13 protein-coding genes are annotated in these 18,579 nt (G+C 35.8%); 9 read left to right on the top strand and 4 right to left on the bottom strand.

From position 1 onward, the window contains the following. Positions 1–147: 147 nt before the first annotated feature. Positions 148–2,895 (top strand): fibronectin type III domain-containing protein, encoded by a 2,748-nt coding sequence (locus EL260_RS09380; RefSeq protein ID WP_123859965.1) that lies wholly within the window; start codon positions 148–150, stop codon positions 2,893–2,895. 312 nt (positions 2,896–3,207) lie between these two features. Here EL260_RS09380 and EL260_RS09385 read toward each other — a convergent pair whose 3' ends face one another. Beyond that, complete coding sequence (locus tag EL260_RS09385; protein WP_123859966.1) at positions 3,208–4,740, bottom strand: toxin-antitoxin system YwqK family antitoxin; 1,533 nt, start codon at positions 4,738–4,740, stop codon at positions 3,208–3,210. A gap of 374 nt (positions 4,741–5,114) precedes the next feature. Between EL260_RS09385 and EL260_RS09390 the strand changes: the two genes are divergently transcribed. Beyond that, positions 5,115–5,816, top strand: coding sequence for a CoA transferase subunit A (locus EL260_RS09390; protein WP_123859968.1), 702 nt, complete (start codon positions 5,115–5,117; stop codon positions 5,814–5,816). 479 nt (positions 5,817–6,295) lie between these two features. Here EL260_RS09390 and EL260_RS09395 read toward each other — a convergent pair whose 3' ends face one another. Further along, complete coding sequence (locus EL260_RS09395; protein ID WP_123859970.1) at positions 6,296–8,098, bottom strand: ABC transporter ATP-binding protein; 1,803 nt, start codon at positions 8,096–8,098, stop codon at positions 6,296–6,298. Between the two features lie 294 nt (positions 8,099–8,392). Between EL260_RS09395 and EL260_RS09400 the strand changes: the two genes are divergently transcribed. Further along, on the top strand, positions 8,393–9,046 hold the full coding sequence (locus EL260_RS09400) for a CoA transferase subunit B (protein WP_045494942.1): 654 nt from the start codon (positions 8,393–8,395) through the stop codon (positions 9,044–9,046). Positions 9,047–9,506: 460 nt separating this feature from the next. Here EL260_RS09400 and EL260_RS09405 read toward each other — a convergent pair whose 3' ends face one another. Continuing rightward, a complete protein-coding gene (locus EL260_RS09405; protein ID WP_185145902.1) occupies positions 9,507–10,352 on the bottom strand; it encodes a DUF4197 domain-containing protein in 846 nt (281 codons plus the stop codon). A gap of 309 nt (positions 10,353–10,661) precedes the next feature. On the opposite strand from EL260_RS09405, the gene EL260_RS09410 reads away from it, so the two are divergent. The 6 genes from EL260_RS09410 (at position 10,662) to EL260_RS09435 (ending at position 17,113) form a co-directional block, all read left to right on the top strand. Next, on the top strand, positions 10,662–12,926 hold the full coding sequence (locus EL260_RS09410) for a family 20 glycosylhydrolase (RefSeq protein ID WP_123859972.1): 2,265 nt from the start codon (positions 10,662–10,664) through the stop codon (positions 12,924–12,926). A 19-nt stretch (positions 12,927–12,945) separates the two neighbouring features. After that, positions 12,946–13,572 carry a Crp/Fnr family transcriptional regulator gene (locus EL260_RS09415; RefSeq protein ID WP_123859974.1) on the top strand — a complete coding sequence of 209 codons (627 nt, stop codon included), beginning with the start codon at positions 12,946–12,948 and terminating at the stop codon, positions 13,570–13,572. Positions 13,573–13,728: 156 nt separating this feature from the next. Next, positions 13,729–14,523, top strand: a complete 795-nt coding sequence (locus EL260_RS09420; RefSeq protein ID WP_123859976.1) for a sulfite exporter TauE/SafE family protein — start codon at positions 13,729–13,731, stop codon at positions 14,521–14,523. 85 nt (positions 14,524–14,608) lie between these two features. Then, positions 14,609–16,021, top strand: a complete 1,413-nt coding sequence (locus tag EL260_RS09425; RefSeq protein WP_123859978.1) for an MBL fold metallo-hydrolase — start codon at positions 14,609–14,611, stop codon at positions 16,019–16,021. A 15-nt stretch (positions 16,022–16,036) separates the two neighbouring features. Beyond that, complete coding sequence (locus tag EL260_RS09430; protein ID WP_123859980.1) at positions 16,037–16,600, top strand: YeeE/YedE family protein; 564 nt, start codon at positions 16,037–16,039, stop codon at positions 16,598–16,600. A 24-nt stretch (positions 16,601–16,624) separates the two neighbouring features. After that, positions 16,625–17,113, top strand: coding sequence for a DUF6691 family protein (locus EL260_RS09435; RefSeq protein WP_123859982.1), 489 nt, complete (start codon positions 16,625–16,627; stop codon positions 17,111–17,113). Positions 17,114–17,178: 65 nt separating this feature from the next. Here the strand turns inward: EL260_RS09435 and EL260_RS09440 are convergent, their stop codons facing one another. Continuing rightward, the gene (locus EL260_RS09440) at positions 17,179–18,579 is read right to left on the bottom strand and encodes a TolC family protein (protein WP_123859984.1); all 1,401 of its coding nucleotides are present in this window, start codon (positions 18,577–18,579) and stop codon (positions 17,179–17,181) included.

The raw sequence follows: 18,579 nt of genomic DNA on the forward strand, positions 1-18,579 counted from the left end.
AAAAATTAACAGATTCTTTAAGATTCCATCAGGCAGAGTTTATATGGGACCTCTACTTTTGCCCGAAATAAAAATCAGAGTGATGATTTTTTTAAATTATTGATTTACAAATTAAAACTCTATATGTCATTTTAAAATTAAGCGATTATGAAACATTATTTCTTCTTTTTTTGTTTCGCGGCCCAAATGGCATTCGGACAGGTTTTGTTCCCATATCTGCAAAACCCGACACCGAATTCCATGATCGTTAATTGGAAGACCGCTTCCGATAACGAAACAACCGTGATCTACGGGGATTCCCCAACCAATCTGAATGTAACGGTAACCGGTACTACCAACATTTTTTCAGATACAGGATATAACAATAATTATTATTATCACACGGCAAAAATTACCAATTTACAGCCTAATACTAAGTATTATTATAAGATAAAAACCGGAGTTAATGAATCTGCAGTTTACAATTTCAGAACTCTTCCTTTACCGGGACAGCCGGTAACAGCCAATGGAAAGATCCGCTTCCTAATTATGGGAGATAACCAGATCAAAGCAGAACCTAGATACGACAGTCTTACTTTGAATGCTTTTAAAAAATTAAAAGAGAAATTCGGAGCGGGTTCTGATCCATCGGATAATATTGCTCTTACTTTTATGGTAGGAGACCAGGTGGATGTGGGAACACTGGATCATTATGAGAATGTTCACTTCAAAAAGAATATTAAATTATCACCATACCTGCCTATCCAGACCACTGTAGGAAACCACGAAACCTATGGAACTCTCGGAATGAATTCTTATTATGCCCATTTTTATATTGATGAGATCAAGTATAAAGGGATTACTTCAGGAAACGAAAATTATTATGCTCAGCAGGCAGGAAATGTATTGTTTATCAGTTTAAGTTCTGAACACACCGGATCTGCTCAGCAGACTTGGCTGCAACAGATTTTAAATGAAGCAAACAATGATTCTACAGTAGACTGGATCATCTCGTTAAGCCACAGACCTTATCAGGCAGAGCAGTATGTAGGTGATATTTCCACATGGGTAAGAAATAATGCCGTTCCGCTTTTGGTAACATCTGATAAATACCTGATGCACGTTGGAGCACATCATCATTTATACCACAGAGGACAGTTGAAAAACACGCCGAATTACCAGATTATTTCCGGAGGAACAGCCTGGGATCAGTATTGGGGAATGTCTAATGAACAGGATTTTGATGATGTTCAGAAAACGCTGACGGACTGGACTTATCAGATCGTTGAGGTAGATATTCCAACAGGGAAAGTAGATGTAGAATGTTATTCTATTGGTGGAAAATATACCAAGAAAAATAATGTACTGGTAGATTCATTCCACAGGTATAAAAATCAGCCAAAGCCAGCAAAACCTTCTGTTACAAATACTTTCTCAGGGCCAATTACATTGCCTTTAACCTTGAATGGAAGTGCCTTTTCATCATCAAATGGAGAACTTTTGAATACCACCCAGTTCTTAATTAGTAAAGCAGCAGATTTTTCTGTAATTGAAAAGGAATTCTATCGTGATTTTGAAAACTGGTTCGGAAAAGATGGAAACGGAAATCCGGATAAAGCCAAGAATTTAAATGAAGGGGTAGATATTACAAAAGTAAGTTTAGCTGCGAATTCAATTCCGAACGGAATTTATTATGTGAAAACCCGTTACAGGGACAGAAATCTGGAGTGGAGCGACTGGAGCGAGGTGAAACAGTTTGAAATTACAGGAAGTGTGGTTTCAAACCCTACATTCACTTTAGATAAAACGGAATATTCCCAAAATGAACCTATTGTCGCTACTTTCACTGGTGGTCCTGGAAATCAGCAGGATTGGGTGGGGATCTACAAAAAAGGCCAGACACCAGGTGGTTCTACAACTTCACAGACCTATGTGTATACCAACGGACAAACAGCAGGAACAGCTACTTTCAATAATGGTTTACCTAATAAAGGCCAATATTTTGCCGGTTTTTTTGCAAATAACGGTTACACAGATATTACATCAAGAAAAAGCTTTTATGTAGGTCCCAAGGTACAATTACAGACTACAGCAGATACGTATCCGGTAGGGGGAACAGTAACAATCAATTTTACAAATGCCCCAAGTTTACAAAAAGACTGGGTCGGAATTTATAAAATGGGACAGACTCCGGGAACGACAACCTCAATAAAATGGAGTTATGTAACTACTGCATCCGGAACCTTAAATTTTACAGGCCTTCCAAAAGGATATTATTATGCCCAATATCTATTGGAAGATGGATATAACGGAATTGGAGAAAAAGTATTCTTTAAAGTAGGGGATATTGTTACCGAGTTATGGACGAACAAACCTGTGTATTCATTAGGCGAAAACATCACAGCTTCCTGGACGGATTCTCCGGGAATTATTAAAGACTGGCTAGGAATTTATCCTCAGAATATCCAGACACCAGATGATAACTTTGTTTCTTATACTTACTTTGATGGAGTAACACAAGGTAATAAAACAGTTACAGGAAATGTAAACGGCGTACCAACCACACCAGGTAATTATTATATGGTGATGTTTACCAACGATTCTTATACGGAAGTTTCAAACAGGGTACAGTTTCAGGTAAGTTCAGGATCTTTAGGAGTAGAGGAGGCAAAAAGTACAGAGAAAAATGTAATCCTGTATCCAAACCCTACAAAACCGGGTGAGCCAACCTTCATCAAAAGTGATTATCCCATTGATAAAATTGAGTTGGTATCAGCAGCAGGAGAATTACTGTATGAATCAAAGAATATTCATAATCAGCGCTTCTCTTTAGTGAATGAAAACCTTCCAAAAGGAGTGTATTTTGTAAAAGTTCACGCAAGAAAATTATTTACTTTAAAATTGATTATCCAATAACAGAATAAAGTAACCATAAGTAACAGGCTGTCATTTCTGACAGCCTGTTTGTTTTCTTGCAAATCATACAGATCACGCAGATTTTTCATAATCATCTGCAAAATCATCTCAATCTGCGAGAGACAAAATCATAATAAATAAAGCGCTTGCTTCATCAAATCAATGCTAATTGATTCCTCTTCGCTCCCTTAAAAATATAAAGCTTTTATCATAAAACTTTGCGTTTTAAAAACATGAGAATTTTAAACCTAAAAAAAGCAGTTCCAAAAATGAAACTGCTTTTATATTATCAAATATCAAATGATCTTAATATTAATCAACATTAGTGTTCAATTGATCTTCCTGAATGAGAATCTGGCTCTCACTAGAGAAACTATCACCGGTATCAGCCAATATTTTAGAGTCTTGAACAAGTTTACCTTCTGAATCATAAATCTTTAATAAGACCCATTTTCCGTTACGTTCAAGCTCCTTTGCTCCATAATATTCTTTTATTCTGATTTTTCCGCTTTGAAGAATTCCTCCTTTTACAGAAGATTTATTCGCTGGTTTGCCCTTTACATATTGTACAATTTGAGCAGTAAAACTGTAGTCGTATTCATCATCTTTTAGAGGTTGGTTATAAGTGTACAAAACAGTACCCTTATTATCATATACTGTAGCATCGTAAGCGGTTTGCTTAGCATTTAATTTCTTCTCAAATTTCAGCTTATTCTCTTCCGTGTAATTTCTTGTATTTATAAGAACTCCATCCTTGTACTGCATTTCGGTAATTCCTTCATAGGAAGTACCATTGTAAGGCATATCATCCTTATAAGTTAATGTGGATCTTAGTTTTCCATCCGGAGTATAATATTTAATCTCCTGAGTAGATCCGTCTTTTAATGTTTTTTCCGTTAAAAGTTTTCCTTCTTCACTAAACTCCTTATTAAGAATCTGATCACCACCTTTATAAACATCTATTGTTGAGATGTGGCTGTAATCATAGCTAAACTGATAATCTTCACCATCCATAGGTTTGTAGGTATCATTCTCTTTTTCATATTGATAAGTAAGATCGGCTATTTTCTTTCCGGATTCATCATAGGTTGTTTTAGAACCATCTTTTTTACCTCTTTTCTGTTCCTGTAGAACTTTTCCGTTTTTAGAATAGAGAATCCCTTCTTTGATGCTGCCGTCACTTTTATACTTTTCGATTTTAGAAACCCTCATTGGATTATAGTAATAGTCTACTTGAGTACTTTCGCTGTTAGATTCAGAGCTGCCACTACCAATATACTTACCTTTTTCACCGTAGTATTTATTTTCGTAGGTACCGTTTTTACCTATAATGCTTTCAGTTCTGATCCCTTTAATGTCCTCATCATAAATAGTGGTTTGAGTAGGAGTAGAGTTCTCATATACAGTAAAGGTATTGTAATAAATTTCGTTTTCTGGATCTTTATAACTGAAAGCTTTTCCTGAAAAAGTACCATCAGCCTTATAAACAAGGTCTTCAATTAATTTCCCTTTAGCATCATAATTCTGAGAAACTCCAACTTGTTTCCCTTTAGAATAGTTCACCATACTCATTACTTTTCCTTCGGGAGTGTACCAGGTTACTTTACCATCAAAAACTTCGTTGCTTGGAGTAGTATCGGAAGCAAGACCTTCCATTTGAAGCGTTCCGTTTTTATAAAAGTCTTTAATTAGAGTAAGTTTTCCTTTAGGAGACGTTTCACGGTAATACTCCATTTTTTCCTGAGTTGTCTTTTCCCAGTTCTCGTCGAAATAAGTTTTTTCTTGCGCATATACGTTGATGCTGAGGACTAATGCAAGCAACGCTGACGTAAATAGTTTTTTCATGTTTTATATTAAGTTCTGATTTTAAGTTTGTGATGATTTGCTTTTGTGTACCAATACGAAGAAAGTAACAGGTAAAAGCATTGGAGAGACAGCGGCTACGCTGTCAGAAATAATTTTTATACTAATATTGTGTTTATATCCGAAGATTAAAAGTGTGATGTTTTTTTGAATTTAAACCCCAAATATAAATCAATTTTACGAGATATATAAAAAAAATGAACCGATTTGTTCACTTTTAGCTGTAAAGTTTTGATAATTATATTTTTAATAGAAAAATAAAGAGTCAGGATGGGATAGGGATTAGGATCTTTTTCCAATCATCGCAGATACGATATTTTTTATTAAATTTAGCCAACAGAAAAATCTAATATTTCATGATAGATAAAAGAGTAAAAAATGCAAAGGAAGCCATCGAAGGAATTAAAGATGGAATGACGCTGATGCTAGGCGGATTTGGACTTTGCGGGATCCCTGAAAATTCAATAAATGCTTTGGTGGAAAGTGATGTGAAAGATTTGACCTGCATTTCAAACAATGCCGGGGTAGATGACTTTGGGCTGGGATTATTGCTTCATAAAAGACAAATCAAGAAAATGATCTCTTCTTATGTTGGGGAAAATGCTGAATTTGAAAGACAAATGCTTTCAGGAGAACTGGAGGTTGAACTTACTCCACAGGGAACTTTAGCAGAAAAATGCAGAGCAGCACAGGCCGGAATTCCTGCTTTCTATACCCCTGCAGGTTATGGAACTGAAGTAGCGGAAGGAAAAGAAGTAAAAGAATTCAAAGGAAAACCACATATTTTAGAACATGCTTTTGATGCAGATTTCTCTATTGTAAAAGCATGGAAAGGAGATTACGCAGGAAACCTTATTTTCAAAGGATCTGCCAGAAACTTCAATCATCCAATGGCTGGTGCTGGAAAAATTACCATTGCTGAGGTAGAAGAATTAGTAGAACCGGGAGAATTAGATCCAAACGAGATTCATATTCCGGGAATTATGATTCAGAGAATTTTTCAGGGTGAAAAATTTGAAAAAAGAATTGAGCAAAGAACTGTTAGAACTAAAGAATAGTTTCTGAAGAGATACGATTGACAATAAAAGAAAGCGCTGAATGTATTTTCAGCGCTTTCTTTTATTGAATAAACTTAACTTTTTTTAGTGTCTTTTTGTTGTGCTGTCATTCTGAATATAGGCTGAAGGTCTGCGAACGTAGTTCAAACACGGAATGAAGAATCTCTATTTTTAAACGTGTGAATATACATCCAGCTTCATAGACGACTTGTCGCTTCTCTTTTGCTTCCTTAAAATAAAGCAGGTTTAAGCTTATTCTCACAATTTTAATGACTAATAAGACATAATTTTGTTCTCTGTCATTCTGAATGAAGCGATGTAGAATGAAGAATCTCAAGATAAAAGTTTCTCGCAGATCTCACAGATCCCGCAGATTTTTAAACGCAACGAGTGCACGAATTCTTTTTTATTCGTGCATTCGTGGCAAAATATAATACAGCTTAATCAGCGACTTTATCACCATCTTTACTCATTTATTTCTAAGGTTGTGGAACAGTTGTTTTCCTTTCTCCAATCTGCTGTCTCCACATCGCATAATAAAGTCCTTTTTCAGCAATCAGATGATCGTGAGAACCGGTTTCTACAATTTGTCCACGTTCCAATACATAGATTTTGTCTGCATGCATGATGGTACTTAATCGGTGGGCAATCAGAACCGTAATTTGTTCTCTTTCCTCTGAAATATCTTTTATGGTAGAAGTAATTTCTTCCTCAGTTATACTGTCTAAAGCGGAAGTAGCTTCATCGAAAATCAATAAATGAGGTTTTCTTAAAAGGGCTCTTGCAATAGCAATTCTCTGTTTTTCACCACCACTCAGTTTCAATCCACCTTCACCAATAACAGTTTCTATTCCTTTTTCGGCCCTTTCCAATAATGCAGTACAGCTAGATTTCTGTAAAGCAATAGCAAGTTCCTGTTCTGTAGCGTTAGGTTTCACAAAGAGAAGATTCTCTTTAATGGTTCCTGCAAATAACTGTGTATCCTGTGTTACAAAACCAATCTGGTTTCTCAGTTCATCAAAATCAAATTCTTTTCCATTAATACCATTGTAAAAGATATTCCCTTCCTGAGGTCTGTAAAGACCAACTAGTAGTTTTACCAATGTACTTTTTCCTGATCCGCTTGGCCCTACAAAAGCAATGGTTTCTCCATTTTTAACATCAAAAGAAATATTATTCAGCGCTTTATATTGAGCCGACTGATGTTTGAAAGAGACATGCTTGAATTCCAGTTCTTCAATAGCTCCAATTTGCTTAGGATGAAGCGGTTTTTCTTCCACATCTTTTTTCATTAAACGATCGAAATTTTGAAGAGAAGCCTCGGCTTCCCTGTAAGAGATAATGATGTTTCCGATCTCTTGCATAGGACCAAAAATAAAGAACCCATAAAACATCAGCGAAAGGTATTGCCCCGGAGTCACAATATTTCTAAAGATCAAATACAAAAGCGTTAGAGTAATCATCTGTTGAAGGAAATTAACCATCGTTCCCTGAATAAAACTCAAAGAACGGATGCTTTTTACCTTTCTCAGCTCAAGTCCTAAAATCTTATATGTATTGTTATTCAAACGGATAACTTCCTGATTCGTTAACCCTAAACTCTTAACAATTTCTATATTTCTAAGGCTTTCTGTAGTACTTCCGGCTAATGCTGTTGTTTCCGAAACAATATTCTTCTGAATACCTTTTATTCTCTTACTCAGTAAATTAGTAATGAAAGCAATCAGAAAGATTCCACAAATATATACCGGCATAATCGACCAGTGCAGACGAATAGCATATACCGAAACGAAAATAATACTTACCAGAATCCCAAAGAAAATATTAATAAAATTGGTAATAAACTTGACCGTATCCTCTCTTACTTTAGTTAAAATAGATAAGGTTTCACCACTTCTCTGGTCTTCAAACTCCTGATAAGGTAATGCCATTGAATGTTTTAAACCATCTGTAAAGATCTTAGCTCCAAATTTTTGAGTAATAACACTCACTACATAATCCTGAAAAGCTTTTGCAATTCTACTTATCATAGCAGTTCCGATAAGTAAACCTAAGAAGTAGAAAGCTCCATGATATACCGAAGTCCCGTAAAGATATTGATCTATATTTCTGGGTAAAAGTTTTTCCTTATCAAAAAAATTAGGATGCGTGACCAGTTGGTCCAGAATATTCCCTGTAATTGCTGGAGCAAATAAAGAGAAAACCTGATTAATGGTGGCCAATAGCAAAGAAATAATAATCAGCCATTGATAAGGTTTGAGGTATCTTAAAAGTATTTTCATTCTATTAAATAAGGATACAAAATTAATGATATTATTTTTACTAACGATGTTAATTTTAAATGTTAATTCGGGATAATAATCTGATCTAGAGGAAGATTTTTAAGAAGAATATTATCATGAATAAATACATCTGTATTGAGAAAAATAGAGTGAACTATTTGGAGGAGGAGTAGCTTACAGTTTATAGCCTTTGGCTTTTAACCCTATTTTCTCTAATACTGAGAATGCGGTAAGGCAGAGAAATCCCTTTTGTATTCGGTTGAAAATAATTAAATTGCAGTCTAAGTTTTAATTATGCTTACAAAAGAACAAATTGCCAAAAGAATTTCAAAAGAACTGAGAGATCGTTATTATGTAAACCTGGGAATCGGAATTCCGACTTTGGTTGCCAACTATGTTCCGGAGGGTATTTCCGTAGAATTCCAGAGTGAAAATGGAGTACTTGGAATGGGACCTTTCCCTTTTGAAGGAGAAGAAGATGCAGATATCATCAATGCCGGAAAACAAACCATTACTATTTTAGAAGGAGGTTCATTCTTTGATTCAGCCTTTAGTTTTGGGATGATCCGTGGTCAGAAAGTAGATCTTACCATCCTTGGAGCGATGGAAGTTTCAGAGAACGGAGATATTGCCAACTGGAAGATTCCGGGAAAAATGGTAAAAGGAATGGGAGGAGCAATGGATTTAGTAGCTTCTGCTGAAAATATTATCGTTGCCATGATGCACGTAAATAAAGCTGGAGAAAGTAAGATCCTTAAAAAATGTACACTTCCTTTGACCGGTGTAAACTGTGTGAAAAAAGTAGTGACTGAATTAGCCGTATTGGAAGTGACTCCAAAAGGGTTCAAACTGCTGGAGAGAGCACCGGGCGTTTCAGTAGAAGATATTATCAAAGCAACAGAAGCAGACCTTATCATTGAAGGTGAAATTCCTGAAATGCAATTCTAAATACAATACAAACCTTGCCCACCGCAAGGTTTTTTATTTCAATTTCCATAATATTCCAGAAATAAAAGAGAATTTGAATCAGGAATTTTTCTGTCATTCTGAATGAAGCAATGCGGAATGAAGAATCTCTTAAAACTACATTTTTATCTCGCAGATTTTGGAGATTACGCAGATTTTTAATCGTCACGAACGCACGAATAACCTTATTCTATCTGACTATGTGGTGAAAGAATTAAACCACATAGGTTTCACATAAGCTTGTTTTTTAACTGACACAGGAGTTCGGAGCGTTAAAAAAATAATTTCTGTGAACATTAAGAAAATTTTTAGAGAACAGAATTTATTTTTAGCGTAGAAATCCAAGTCTTGAATTTTTGTTTCAAAACAAAAGAAATTAAAGCATAAAAAAGGTTGTTTCCTTTGTGAAACAACCTTTTTAGTATTTAGAGTTACCTTCTGTCTATCTGTTAGCATCCTGCGCTCCGAAAACCTTCTGCAAAATGCTTGTAGTTCTCATAGCTGGTGTATTTCTGATTCCGCTTTCCTTATCCGCAACCATTTTGAATACTCCATTGATGGTTTCTGTGGTCACATATTCGTTAAGATCAGTGGTTACAGCTTGTCCTGTAAAGGTGTTATATTTTGAAATCAAATTCTTCCAAACTGCATCAGCACCCACTTTTCCTAAAGAAGCTTTTACTTTCGGTTGGAAAGCGGTAAATAACTGAGATTGGGTTTTGCCTTGTAAGTAACTTGTTGCCGCATTATTACTTCCTAACAAAATATTTTTAGCATCTGTAATCGTCATAGAAGTAATGGCATTCGTAAAAATAGGTGCCGCTTCTGTTACAGCATCTTCAGCTGCTCTGTTTAATAACTTTACCCCTTCATCCGCCAAACTGCCTAGACCTACAGAACGCAGCGTTGCATCCACCTTTCTTAATTTTTCAGGCATTAAGATTTTTACTGCCTCATTTTTCAGAAAACCGTCTGTTAATGCCAGTTTCTTTACTCCATCTGTGACTCCAATACTTAAAGCTTCTTTTAATCCGGAAGAAATCTGTGTTGAAGTAAGATTTCCAACATTAAGAGGAGATGTTTTAGTTGAAGTTGAAGTTGAAGTTTGAGTCGTGGTAGTGGTGTTCGTATTTGTCGTTGTAGCGGTTGTGGAAACTTTGGGAGCCTGTGGATTATTGAGATCAATTCCTGTTTTGTCTTTAACTGTTGATTTTAGAATATCAAGAAGTTGTGCCTGTGTAGAAATTGAAAGGAATAATCCAGCTGCTATAAAAATGCTTTTTCTCATTGTATTTTTTTACAAATTTAGATGTTTAATCTTTTAAGTGACGTAAGCTTATCAAAAAATAAACCATAATTTTTTTTGATTAAAAAAAAGAGGTTTTTATTAATGTAAATATTTGATTTTTAAATTTATAGAAAGTTAAATAATTATTGTGTATTAATTGAGTTATTTACGGGGACAATAGGTTTTTTAGGTTAGTTTTTATCATTTTTCAGGCAGTTAAATCCCGTTTTTTAGGGCTAAAATATAGAATGTGAACCATTTGAAAGTTTTGAAAAATAAGTATATTAGCTAAAACTTTAACCCCATCCAATGGTACGAACCTTTTTAGTATTTTTTGTGTTGATTTCAAACCTGCTATTTGCTCAAAATAAATTGAATGTTATTCCTTACCCTCAGAAAGTTGAATTTTTAAAAGGAGAATTCATCATTCCTAAAACTTTTAAATTTGAAGACAATACTCCAAAACCGGAAACGGAATACTTCAAAAAACACTTTGGAAAGCTTTTCACTTTTGATTATGGGAAAAAAGATGGAGCTAATTTGGTAAGGGGATTGTTTCCGCCATCGCTGGCTCCTTTAACTCCTGAGCAGGAAAAAGAAAAATATGCCATTGAAGTTTCACCCAGAGGTTTTGCCATTAAGGCCTATACAGATCAAGGCTATTTCCTGGCACTTCAGACTATCATTCAAATCATTGAACAATATAAAGAAGTAGGAAAAATTCCTGCTATGAAAATAGAGGATCAACCAAAATTTGCATGGCGTGGAATGCATCTTGATGTCTGCCGTCACTTCTTTACAGTAGATGAGGTAAAACAATACATTGACTATCTGGCAATGTATAAGCTGAATACTTTTCACTGGCATTTAACCGATGACCAAGGATGGAGAATTGAAATCAAAAAATACCCAAAACTTACACAGGTTGGTTCCAAACGTAAAGAATCAATGATTGGAGCTTATGTGGATAATACATTTGATGGAAAGCCTTATGGTCCCTATTTTTATACTCAGGAACAGATCAAAGATGTGGTGAAATACGCTCAGGAAAGACATATAACAGTAGTTCCGGAAATTGAAATGCCTGGTCATGCTTTAGCTGCCTTATCAGCATATCCGGAATTGGCCTGTACCAAAGGACCTTTTGAAGCTGCTACAAAATGGGGCGTTTTTGATGATGTTTTCTGCCCTAAAGACGAAACATTTAAGTTTCTCGAAAACGTGTTAGATGAGGTTATTAAGTTGTTTCCATCTCAGTATATTCATATCGGAGGAGATGAATGTCCTAAAACAAGATGGAAAGAATGTGCCCATTGCCAGGAATTGATCAAAAAGAATAATTTAAAGGATGAACATGGATTGCAAAGTTATTTCATTCAGAGAATTGAAAAATACATCAACAGTAAAGGGCGAAAAATTATAGGTTGGGATGAAATTCTGGAAGGTGGATTGGCTCCTAATGCCGCGGTAATGAGCTGGACAGGTGTACATGGAGGAATTGAAGCTGCAAAATCAAAACATTTTGCTGTGATGACACCGGGAGCATACTGTTATTTTGACCATTATCAAGGAGATCCGCAGTCTGAACCTAATGCATTCGGTGGATTTACACCATTGGATAAAGTGTATTCATATAATCCGATTCCTGCTGAATTAAATGCTGAACAGGCTCAATACATTTTAGGGGTTCAGGCTAATTTGTGGGCAGAATATATTCTGGATTTCAAACAGGTGCAGTACATGATCTTTCCTAGATTGATGGCGCTTTCTGAAGTGGGCTGGGGAACTTCAGACCCTAAAAATTATAAAAACTTTGAAAACAGGGTCATCAGCCATTTCAAAATTCTGGACAATATGAATATTAATTATGCTAAAAGTATTTATAATATTTCAGGAAAAGTAATTCCATCAAACAACGGAATTGCCTACGAACTTTCTACTTCACAAAATCCAAACGGTATCAGATATACATTGGACGGAAGTATTCCAACAATACATTCTAAAGTCTATGAAGGTCCTGTTTCCATACCCAACTCTTTGACTGTTAAATCTGCTTATTTTGAAGACGGACAATTGAAAAGTGCTGTTTCTTCACAACCATTTACGGTGTCAAAATCAACAGGTAAATCAATTACCCTTGAGCAGCAGCCTAGTGAAAATTACTCATTCGGTGGAGCTTTTACTCTGTTAGACGGAATTATCGGAAATGTAAAACAATTGGGTAAAACATGGCTGGGTTTCCAGGGGAAAGATGTAGTAGCCACCATTGATTTCGGGCAGAAAACCGATTTTTCAGAAATCTATTTTAATACACTGGAAAACAAAGGAAGCTGGATTCATCTTGCAAAGTCTGCTAAAATTTTTGTTTCTGATAACAATAAAGATTTTAAAATCATCAAAGAAATAGGAAAGGAGGAAATTCAAAATTCCAAAGGAAAGATACAATTGAATTTCGGAAAACAACAGGCGAGATACCTGAAAGTGATTATTGAAAATGCAGGCATTATTCCAGCCGGAAATCCTGGGGCTGATTCAAAAGCGTGGCTGTTTGTTGATGAAATTGGCGTAAATTAGCCCTATTCAATGTAACAGCATGCAAGATACAATACTTTCTACTGAATTCTCCTCTTCACCAGACCTTGTTGAAAAGTTATATCAATACGGAATAACCAAAAATTATCATGAAGGAGATGTTATTTTAGATGAGAACGCATCCATACGTTCTATTCCTATTGTGATGAAAGGCATGTTGAAGGTGATCCGAACGGAAGAAGATGGACGTGAGATTTTGCTATATTATATTAAAGCAGGAGAAAGTTGTATTATGTCTTTTCTGGGCGGGATGCATAACGAAAAAAGTATTGTAAAAGCAGAGATAGAAGAAGATGCTGAAGTTCTTTTCCTTCCTGTAGATAAAGTTTCTTTATTTATTAAAGAACATCCGGAATGGCTGGATTATATTTTCAGGCTTTATCATAAACGTTTCGAAGAATTACTTGGTATTATCAATGCTATTGCTTTCAAGAAAGTAGATGAAAGAATGCTGAATCTCCTCCGGAAAAAATCTGAGCTTACCGGTTCTGATGTGATTGCAATCACTCATGAACAGCTTGCCAACGAATTGGGAACCGCCAGAGTAGTAGTATCAAGACTTCTGAAACAACTTGAAGAGGACGGAAGACTAAAGCTGGGAAGAAACAAAATTACCCTTCTTGTATAACTACAAAAAGCATAAAAGTGCTATAAAAATAAACTTATCTGTTTAGAACAAACAGATAAATATTAATGGTATCCGTATTCAAAATTCTGTTATGTAACAAAAGTAACTGTAGTTCTCCTCAAACAACTCCATTTTTGCATCAGAATATTGAAGCAAATGGAAATTATAGGGTACGCAGCATCCGTTTTAATCGGTGTCTCTTTAGGGTTAATTGGTGGAGGTGGAAGTATTCTGACCGTTCCTGTACTAGTATATCTTTTTGGAATTGATGCTTTGCTGGCTACAGAATACTCTCTTTTTATTGTGGGAGTGAGTAGTGCAGTGGGATCAATAACTTATTTTAAAAAAGGATTGGTCGATTTTAAAGTAGCTTTGATATTTGGAATCCCTTCTGTTATTTCCATCTTTTTAACCAGAATTTATCTGCTGCCTCTAATTCCGGAAGAACTTCTCAGTATAAAAGATTGGAGAGTAACCAAAAACATTTTTTTACTGTTAATTTTTGCCGTTTTGATGATTCTGGCTTCTTATAAAATGATTAAGAATCAGGCTTCCGGAGAAATAGATGATAATGAATTGAATAAAAATAAAGTTTTGCTGGTTGCCAGCGAAGGAATGTTAGTCGGTATTTTAACCGGATTGCTAGGTGCAGGAGGAGGATTTATGATTATTCCGGCATTGGTGAATCTACTGAAAGTTCCCGTGAAAACAGCAATAGGAACCTCATTGGTTATTATTTCTCTAAATTCTTTGATAGGATTTTTCTCATCTATGAATAATGCAAAAATAGAGTGGGATTTCCTTATTTCCATCGCAGGTATTGCTATTGTTGGAATTATCATTGGCTCACAAATTTCAAAAAAGGTTGATGGAAAAAAATTAAAACCTGCTTTCGGATGGTTTATTCTGGTAATGGGTGTTTATATAATCACCAGGGAAATATTTCTTTAATCCTTTCTTATGTAACAAAAGTAGCTGTAGAGGAGAACAGAAACCAGGAAATTTGTATCAGAAAACAAAATCTAAAATAAATAAGATGAAAATAGAACAAATATATACAGGATGTTTGGCCCAAGGAGCCTATTATATTACTTCAGCCGGAGAAGCGGTCATTATCGATCCTTTACGCGAAACCCAGCCTTATGCAGAAAGATTAGAAAAAGATGAGGTACAGTTAAAATATATTTTTGAAACCCATTTTCACGCTGATTTCGTTAGTGGACATATTGATTTAAGCAATAAAACAAATGCTCCAATTGTCTACGGGCCTACTGCAAATCCCGAATTTGAGGCTATTATTGCCGAAGACAATCAGATATTTGAAGTTGGAGATGTTAAGATCAAAGTGATTCATACTCCAGGGCATACCTTGGAGAGCTCTTGCTATCTATTGATTGATGAAGAAGGGAAGGAGCAGGCGCTTTTCAGTGGTGATACTTTGTTTCTGGGAGATGTAGGTCGCCCGGATCTCGCTCAGAAAGCTGCAGATATGACCCAGGAAGACCTTGCAGGGCTGTTGTATGATAGCTTATACAATAAAATTTTACCTTTAAATGATGATATTACGGTATATCCGGCTCATGGGGCTGGTTCAGCATGTGGTAAAAATATGCAAAAGGAAACGATTGATACGTTAGGGAACCAAAAGATGACAAACTATGCGCTTAATCAGAACACTCGAAAAAGCTTCATTCGAGCAGTAACAGATGGTCTCTTCCCGCCACCAGCTTATTTTGGAATGAATGTTATGATGAATAAAAAAGGATCCCATAACTTTGATGAAGTTTTGTCGAAAGGGCTAAAAGCTCTTCCCACTCAAAAGTTTGAAGAATTAGCAGAAGCTTCCGGGGCTTTGATACTGGATGTGAGAAACAATGGTGAATTTTCTAAAGGATTTATCCCAAAATCTGTCAATATAGGATTAGATGGTGATTTTGCTCCATGGGTAGGAGCATTGATTGCAGATGTAAATCAACCTATTCTGTTAGTAACAAAACCAGGAGATGAAGAAGAAGCCGTAACCAGATTAAGCAGGGTGGGATTTGATCATGTTCTGGGCTTTTTACAAGGAGGCTTTGAAGAATGGAAGAATCATGGAAAAGAAACTGATACTGTGAACCGTATTTCTGCTGAAGAGTTTGAAAAAGAAATTGAAGGCAAAGAAGTAAAAATTATTGATGTAAGGAAAGAAAGTGAATATGCAGCCGAACATGTGAATGAAGCTTACAGCAAACCTTTGATGTATATTAATGAATGGATTAATGAGGTTCGGCCAGAGGAACATTTATATCTGCATTGTGCCGGAGGATATAGAAGCATGATGGCAGCCAGTATCCTTCAGGCTAGAGGATATAGAAACTTTACAGAAATTGAAGGGGGTTTTAAAGCGATTGCTGCTACTGGAGTTTCCAAAAGTGATTTTTTGTGTCAAACTAAAGTTTTAAAATAAAATAATACAATAGATATGTTGGAGATTATAAAAGAGCCGTGGCCATGGTATATTGCAGGCCCGTTAATTGGGCTTACCGTTCCTGCCTTACTGATAATGGGTAATAAATCCTTTGGGATCAGTTCCTCATTAAGGCATATTTGTGCAGCCTGTATACCGGCTAACGTCAACTTTTTTAAATATGACTGGAAAAAAGAAGCCTGGAACCTGTTTTTTGTACTAGGAATATTCTTCGGAGGAATGATTGCAGCTAATTTCTTAATGAATCCATCTGAAATGAGTGTTAATCCCGGTCTGAAAACTGAATTGACACACTACGGAATTACAGATTATACCAATCTTGTCCCGTCTCAGTTAATGAACTTTGAAAGTCTTTTGACCCTAAGAGGATTCATCATGATGGTAATAGGAGGATTTCTAGTGGGGTTTGGAACCCGATATGCCGGTGGATGTACCAGTGGTCATGCTATTATGGGACTTTCCAATCTACAATGGCCCTCTTTGGTAGCGACTATTTGCTTTATGATTGGAGGATTTTTAATGGCCAATCTTATTTTACCAATAATCCTATCCCTGTAAGTTTAATTTTTAAGAATCAAATCAATGATAAAAGAACAAGAGCAAAATATGACTCATCAGGATACTCTTTGTATCAATGAAAGTACATTAAAATATTCTTGGCATCACCACTTAAAATATTTGGCAGCAGGAATTATATTTGGAATTATTTTCGTGAAGGCTGAAGTCATCAGTTGGTTCAGAATTCAGGAAATGTTCCGCCTGCAATCATTTCATATGTATGGAATTATTGGAAGTGCTGTTTTAGTGGGAATGCTTTCAGTGTGGCTGATTAAGAAATTCAATATCAAGACAATGTACGGAGAACCCATTACATTAACCCCTAAAAAATTCAATAAAGGTCAGATTTATGGAGGATTGATCTTTGGTTTTGGCTGGGCGATTACCGGAGCTTGCCCAGGACCGCTTTTTGCCCAGATCGGAACAGGAGCCTTGGCAGTATCTGTTACTCTTTTAAGTGCTGTTGCCGGAACCTGGGTGTATGGGTATTTCAGAGATAAACTCCCCCATTAAAGCTAAGGGAATACAATGAATAAAGACTGTTGATGATATTTCAGCAGTCTTTATTGAGTATAAAATTATGAAAATATGAAGTTCTTGGTACCCAGAGCCATATAAAGGTTGATGCGTTCCATTTTGTCCTGAAGCTCAAGATTGATGAGGTTCATTTCATTTTTAAGAAGATCCCGTTGTTTCCGGATCAGGATAAAACTGTTATTGGTTCCTACCTTAATTTGCTTTTGGGTAAGCTTTATATTAGTGTTCAGCTCATTGATGGCTTTTCGGCTGAAATCACTTTGTTTTTCAATAGAGTTCAGATTGGCTAATGATGATTCCACTTCATTTAACGCATTTAGAACTGCTTTTGAATACTCTTCAACAACCTGTTTTTGCTGAGAAGTTTTTATTTCTACATTCTTTTTAAGCTTTCCATTATTGAAAATAGGAGAGACCAATCCACCACCCACTCTTAATAATGGGTTCGAGAATAAAGAGTTGATCGCTTCTACATTACTTCCCGCAGTTCCTAAAGAAGTATTTATATTAAGAGAAGGAAGCCTTGCTGCCTTAGCCTGCTGTACTTCGTAAAAAGATTTTTCTATCTGAAAATGATAAGCCTGAATATCAGATCTGTTTTCCAAAAGCTCTAATGGAAAGGACGAAGGAATGTTGTTCTGTACAGGAGTGAAAAAATTCTGTGTTTCCAGTTTTCCTTCAGGATATTTTCCGGTTAAAAGCTCAAGAGATCTTCTGGATTGTGTATTGGCATTTCTGATTTTTTCAAGATATCCTTCCAAAGAAATAATTTCGGCAGCAATATTAGATAGATCCAACGCATTGGCTGTTCCTACTTTCTTCTGAATAGTATACAGCTTTTCAAGTTCTTTGGTTTTCTGAATATAACCTTCAATCTTATTCTCCTGAATATTCCCTGCAATATTAAGATAATATGCTTTGGCAATCATGGCAGCAATTGACTGGTGTAAGAGTGTATTCTGATGCTTGGCAGAGAAATAATCACTCGTACTGGCCATTTGCGCAGATTTATTTTTACCCCATAAATCAATTTCCCAATTGACCTTCAATGCAAGACGGCGGATCTGACTTTCGCTCACCAGATTATTAGAGTTATTAGCTACAGCACTCACACTTGGATAAAGATTACTTCCCGCAATTTCCATTGCCAGCTCAATCTGATTGAGCTTTTCTTTAGCAATGATGATGTCAGCATTATATTGCATTCCTTCATTGATAAGAGTTTCCAGCTGAGGAGTCTTAAGATCTGTAATCCAGTCATAAGAAAGTGATCTTATGTTGGCATTTCGGTTAAAAATCCAGTCATCCGGAATCGTAATAGGAGACGCTATTTCACTATTTTTCTTCAACTGGGCAATATTTTCTTTGGTAGGTTCTTTGTAGCCAATGCATGAACTAAGTCCCAAAGAAAGCATTCCCAGTATCATTAATCTTTTATACAT

The organism is Chryseobacterium nakagawai, from assembly GCF_900637665.1.
In the GTDB taxonomy this organism is placed as follows: Bacteria; Bacteroidota; Bacteroidia; order Flavobacteriales; family Weeksellaceae; genus Chryseobacterium; species Chryseobacterium nakagawai.

What these genes read in the sequence shown, in the direction of transcription:
- EL260_RS09435 (WP_123859982.1), top strand. Translation starts at nt 16,625, where the DNA reads ATGATAAAAGAACAAGAGCAAAATATGACTCATCAGGATACTCTTTGT.
- EL260_RS09430 (WP_123859980.1), top strand. Translation starts at nt 16,037, where the DNA reads ATGTTGGAGATTATAAAAGAGCCGTGGCCATGGTATATTGCAGGCCCG.
- EL260_RS09410 (WP_123859972.1), top strand. Translation starts at nt 10,662, where the DNA reads ATGGTACGAACCTTTTTAGTATTTTTTGTGTTGATTTCAAACCTGCTA.
- EL260_RS09395 (WP_123859970.1), bottom strand. Translation starts at nt 8,098, where the DNA reads ATGAAAATACTTTTAAGATACCTCAAACCTTATCAATGGCTGATTATT.
- EL260_RS09400 (WP_045494942.1), top strand. Translation starts at nt 8,393, where the DNA reads ATGCTTACAAAAGAACAAATTGCCAAAAGAATTTCAAAAGAACTGAGA.
- EL260_RS09405 (WP_185145902.1), bottom strand. Translation starts at nt 10,352, where the DNA reads ATGAGAAAAAGCATTTTTATAGCAGCTGGATTATTCCTTTCAATTTCT.
- EL260_RS09390 (WP_123859968.1), top strand. Translation starts at nt 5,115, where the DNA reads ATGATAGATAAAAGAGTAAAAAATGCAAAGGAAGCCATCGAAGGAATT.
- EL260_RS09440 (WP_123859984.1), bottom strand. Translation starts at nt 18,579, where the DNA reads ATGTATAAAAGATTAATGATACTGGGAATGCTTTCTTTGGGACTTAGT.
- EL260_RS09385 (WP_123859966.1), bottom strand. Translation starts at nt 4,740, where the DNA reads ATGAAAAAACTATTTACGTCAGCGTTGCTTGCATTAGTCCTCAGCATC.
- EL260_RS09415 (WP_123859974.1), top strand. Translation starts at nt 12,946, where the DNA reads ATGCAAGATACAATACTTTCTACTGAATTCTCCTCTTCACCAGACCTT.
- EL260_RS09380 (WP_123859965.1), top strand. Translation starts at nt 148, where the DNA reads ATGAAACATTATTTCTTCTTTTTTTGTTTCGCGGCCCAAATGGCATTC.
- EL260_RS09420 (WP_123859976.1), top strand. Translation starts at nt 13,729, where the DNA reads ATGGAAATTATAGGGTACGCAGCATCCGTTTTAATCGGTGTCTCTTTA.
- EL260_RS09425 (WP_123859978.1), top strand. Translation starts at nt 14,609, where the DNA reads ATGAAAATAGAACAAATATATACAGGATGTTTGGCCCAAGGAGCCTAT.